The sequence below is a fragment of the Candidatus Dormiibacterota bacterium genome (genome assembly GCA_035532835.1).
In the GTDB taxonomy this organism is placed as follows: Bacteria; Vulcanimicrobiota; Vulcanimicrobiia; order Vulcanimicrobiales; family Vulcanimicrobiaceae; genus DAHUXY01.
Window position 1 is genome coordinate 1 of the sequence record DATKQG010000051.1, and the last position, 5104, is coordinate 5104.

The window sequence follows — 5104 nt, forward strand, 5'->3', positions numbered from 1 at the left end:
GTATTTCCTAAGCGACCTGCTGCCGTTACCGACCGGCACGCTCATCGATATCTACCGCTGCTCGCGAGAATTCTGCGCGGACCATGCCGCACTCGCGCATGTCGAGCGGACGGACCTTGCCTCCGCCCTGTTGCGCGTGGCTCGGAGTTCGTCGCCGTCGTTAGCACACGGCGCGGCGTTTGCCGAACAGCATGCGATGCGCGGCCGGCTACACGCGTTGCTCCGCCCGGCCGAAGATTCACAACCGAACATTCGTCGTCGCCGTCTCGTTGCGATCGCCCTTTCAGCTATTCTCGCGATTGCTCTGAGCTTACCGGCAATTGCACCGTTCGCATTTCACTGCCAGTTGCCGAGGATGGGGTTTTGATCCGCAAAAGCATTTTCGTATTGGCCTTACTGCCAACTATCCTGGCACTTGCGACGGCATGGGGATCTGCTTCTCCGAGCGTAACGCAACTGGGCAGCGCTCGCGTTTCCATCGCAATTTCGCCCGATCCGCCTACCGTCGGCTCGAGCACCGTTACCGTTGACGTGACCGGGGTGCAAGCTTCCGAGTTGAACGGCACCACGGTTCGCTACACAACGATGATGCCGTCCATGAATATGAGCGGGCCAAGCGGCGTTGCCTCTCGGGTCACCGGTAGCAGCAATCGATGGCGCTTTCAAGTCGAACTCGGAACGGCTACAACGTGGACCCTGCAAGTACAATTCTCCGGCGGCATTTCCGGAGTTGCCCGTAGGAGTCTGGTGGTCGGTCCGGGATCGTCAAACAATTCGACGGCAACCATGAACGCGAGTGCCGATGACGCGGCCTGGCGGAATGGCATCTTCGTACTCATCGGCGTTCTTTTCATCGGTGTGCTGGTGCTCCGGCGCGACCGCCGTCCCCTTACGATCGCAACCGTCGTTATCGCAGCGCTCGTGGTTCTCGGCCTCGCGTACGCGCAATCACGCTACGGGTCCAGTTCGACGAATATGTCCTCCATGCAAGGCGCCGCCGGCGTCGCTCCGATACCGGTAACCTTCGCGCGCGTGGGCGGGCAAACCGGTACGTCCTCGATTCAAGCGCCGGCGAGCGTGCAGCCGTATCTCGTACAGAACGTCGTCGCACGTGCCGCCGGTGTCCTTGCGGACTTCAACGCGTACACCGGCGACCGCCTCAAGGCGGGGGACGTCGTCGCCCGCCTTGAGGAACCGGAATTGCAGAGCAATGCGCTGGCCGCGGAAGCGGCCGCGCGTGCGGCAGCGGATCAGCGTGCGTCGGCTCAATACGATGTCGTTTCGAGCCGGGCCGACGTGGCCGCGCAACGTGAAAAGGTGCGGTATTGGAGTGCCGAGCTTTCACGCGAGCGGTCGTTGCTCAAGGCCGGTGCGGTCTCGGTTCAGGAATATCAGGACGAACGCGCGCAGGCCGCTACGGCAAGATCGGCATATAGCTCGGCCGTCGCAAAAGTATCCGGAGCGAAAGCCTTGGCCCGCGCGGCGCAAGCGCAAGTGGAGCAAGCTACCGCGGGGGCGCAAACCCAGAACGTCCTGGCCGGCTATGCGGACGTTATAGTACCAAGCGACTCCGTTGTGATGAAGCGCCTGGTCGATCCGGGCGTCTACGTGCAGCCCGGAACGCCGATCTTGCAGGTGGCGGTCGTCAACCGCCTTCGCGTGCAAGCGCAAGTGGCCCAACAGGAACTCGCCGGCATCGAAATCGGCACGCCGGTCGACGTGATGTTGGGCGACGGTAGAGTAGTGCATAGCGCCGTATCCTCATTTTCGCCCGTCGTCGACTCGAACACGCACACCGCGATCGTTGAGTCGATCGTCCCGAATGCCGGGGACGTTTACCAGCCGGGCGGGTTCGTGAACGTCGTCCTGCATCCGCGTTCTTCTTCGAGCGCGCACGCGTTCTCGGTACCGTCGGCCGCTGTCGTCGGCGGGGTCAGCAGCGCCGTCTGGGTCGATCGCGACGGCAACGCGCATCGCGTCGCGGTAACGGTACTCGCGGACGACGGAACGACGGCGCAAGTTACCGGGAACCTGCGCCCAGGCTCGCAAGTCGTCGTAACCGGCGCATCCGGCCTCGAAGAAGGCCAGCCTATAACGGGATCGGCGCCATGACGAACGAGCATATTGAAACGGAACGAAGCGTTGCCGCGTGGGCCCTACGCAATCCGTATGCTATCTTTGCGGCGTTTCTCGCCGTCGTCATCGGCGCCGTCGCGGCCGCGCTCTTTCTGTTACCGACCCGCATGATGCCGTACGTGCAAAGCCCGCTGATCTCCGTCATTACCATGACCCCGGGTTACGCCCCACAAGAAGTCGAGACGTACTTTACCAAACCGATCGAAGAGCGCATGACCGACCTGCAGGGCGTACGATATATTCGTTCGTATTCGCAGCCGGGCATCTCCATCGTCACGTTGCAGTTTCACTATGGTGCGAACATGCAGCGCGCGTTGGTGGACGTGCAGCAACTGGCAACGCAGGCGCAGGGCGATCTACCGTACGACCGGGCGAATCTCAAGCCCAGCTATGTGGTTCCGGTGGATCCGCTCAACATACCGGCACTACAACTCGCGATTACGGCCCCCGGTTGGGATCCCGTGCACCTGCGCCAATTCGTCGCCAACGATGTGGTCAATGCCATAAAAGGGGTGCCGGGCGTTCAAGTCGCCTTCCCCTTCGGCGGCCTCGCACGGCAGATTACGGTCGACGTCAATCGCGACGCGCTTGCGGCGAACCGCCTATCCATCTTGAACGTACGCGACGCGATCGACGCACAGAACGTGAGCCGGTCGGGTGGCGTCGTGACCGGAGGCGCGTATGAAACGCCGGTTCGCGTCGACCAGCGGGCGGCCTCAGCCTCGAGCATGCTGGCCTATCCGATCGCGACGGCCGACGGCCGGACCATCTATCTTCGCAACGTCGCGTCGGTTAAAGACGGCCCGGCGGAGGTACGCAATACCTATCGCTTCAACGGCAAGGGTGCGGTCGAACTCTCCGTGGTTGAAAACCCGGATGCGAGTTCGCCGCAGGTCATCGCCGCCGTCATGCAACGGATTGCGCAGATTGAAGCCAATCACCCGGGCGTGCATTTTTCGCGCGCGTACGATAACTCGCGCTTCGTCCAAGATCTCACGCGCAACATGCTGGAGGAGCTGATCGTCAGCGTCTTCCTCGCGGGGGTCGTGCTGTTGATTTTCCTCGAGGATGTCAGCGCGACGTTTATCGTGATGACCTCAATTCCGACGTGCCTCTCCCTGGCGGTATTGCTTTTCGTCCCGATGGACTTCTCGATCAACAGCTCCACCCTCATCGGGCTTCTTCTCGCGATCGGCGGACTCGTAGACGACTCGATCGTCGTCATTCACTCCGTACACAGGAAACTCGACGAAGGGCATTCGCCGGTGCGGGCGGCGATCGACGGGACGATGGAAGTGATCGTGCCGATCGCGGCGGCAACCGGCGTGATGGCGCTCGCGGTCGTGCCGCTGTTGATGAGCGGCGGGATCACGCAGATCATGTTTGTAGGCTTAGTATGGCCGATCGTCTTTGCGCTTGTGGCCTCGCTCATCGTCTCCGTGACGCTCACACCGCTTCTCGCCGCCTTCCTGTTCCAACGCCCGGAATCGCGCTCTCACGTACGCTCGCAATTCGATGCGTGGGTGATCCGCATCTTGCGCCCCGCACACAACGCTCTCGCTCGCCTCGATACATCGTATCGACGCGGCCTCGCGTGGAGCCTAGATAATCGCTGGGTCGTGTTAGCCGGTGCGGCGATCCTCACGTATGTCGGCATTTCATTACTGCCGTTTATCGGCCAGGAAATGATGCCGCTTGCAGACACCGGGCAGGCCTATGCTTTTCTTGAAATGGCGCCCGGCACCTCATTCGAGGCAACCAACGCCGCGAGCCGGCGATTCGAATCGCTGCTACTCCATCAGCCCGACGTACAGAGAGTGTCGGCCGAAGTCGGCGAGGACAACGGCAGCGACTACTTCACCGGAACGGCGATGAACGGCGTGAACGATGCGTCGTATATGATTACGTTTAAGCCGAAGGAAGACCGCCGCCGCTCGATTTGGCAGATCATGGATGGCGTCTATCGACAGGCCGAAACGACGATTCCGGGCATTCGGCGGCTCGAACTCAAGGAGATGGGCGCCGACGTTATGGCCAGCAACGATGCACCGGTTGAAATGCTGTTGTACGGCCCGGATCGCACAGAGCTCTACTCCTTGGCGCGCGCGGTCGCAAACCAGGCGCGGAAGATTCCGGGACTGTACGAGGTCTCCACGAGTTCCGCCGACACGCAACCGGAAGTCGACATCAACGTCGACCGCACGAGAGCATCGCAAGCGGGTCTGACCCCGCAAGAAGTCCAGATGCAGGCGTACTACGCGCTGCGAGGCGGCCTGACGACCGAGTATTTCAACCCGCAGAACGTCCGCCACGATACGATCCTGGTCCGATATGCACGGGACCAGCGTAATCTTACCGGGGATATCTCATCCGTACAGATCGTCGGGCAGGATGGGCAGGTGGTACCGCTCGCCGCTATAGCCCGCGTGAAACGAAACGTCGGTCCAACGATGATCGAGGACGACGATTTGCGGCCCAGCGTCTCGGTCCTCGGATTCTACCGGCGAGGCGGACCCGGCGAGATGGACCTTGACATGGACATTCTCTCCCGCGGCATGGCCGCCGTTCCATTTCCGCAAGGTTATGGAATGGAGATGCGCGGCGATATGACCGAGATGACGCAGAGCTTCAACCGGTTGCTGAGCGCGATGGAGATCGCGCTACTCTTCGTCTTCCTCCTGCTCGTCGTGCAGTTCCGGTCGGTCGTACAGCCGCTCGTGATGCTGCTGGCGATTCCGCTCCAGTTGCTCGGCATGTTCGGCGGATTACTGCTCGCGCACCAGAGCTTTTCAACCGTCTCCATTCTCGGAATCGTCGTCGCCAACGGCATGGCCGTCAGCAATGCGATTCTGCTCTTGGACCTCGTCATCCGGAAACGAAAGGAAGGCCTCTCCCGGCGAGATGCGATTCTCTATGCGGGGCCGGTACGTTTGCGGCCGATCCTGATGACGACCATCGTGAGCCTGAT

Annotated in this window: 3 protein-coding genes; all 3 read left to right on the plus strand. The window is 61.5% G+C overall.

Going from position 1 to position 5104, the window contains the following annotated elements:
* Positions 1-367 (plus strand): hypothetical protein (locus VMW12_06500; protein HUZ49380.1); only part of this gene is annotated, 367 nt, incomplete at its 5' end.
* On the plus strand, positions 364-2112 hold the full coding sequence (locus tag VMW12_06505; GenBank protein HUZ49381.1) for an efflux RND transporter periplasmic adaptor subunit: 1749 nt from the start codon (positions 364-366) through the stop codon (positions 2110-2112). The genes VMW12_06500 and VMW12_06505, both read left to right, overlap by 4 nt.
* On the plus strand, positions 2109-5104 hold a 2996-nt coding region (locus tag VMW12_06510), incomplete at its 3' end, for an efflux RND transporter permease subunit (GenBank protein ID HUZ49382.1). The genes VMW12_06505 and VMW12_06510, both read left to right, overlap by 4 nt.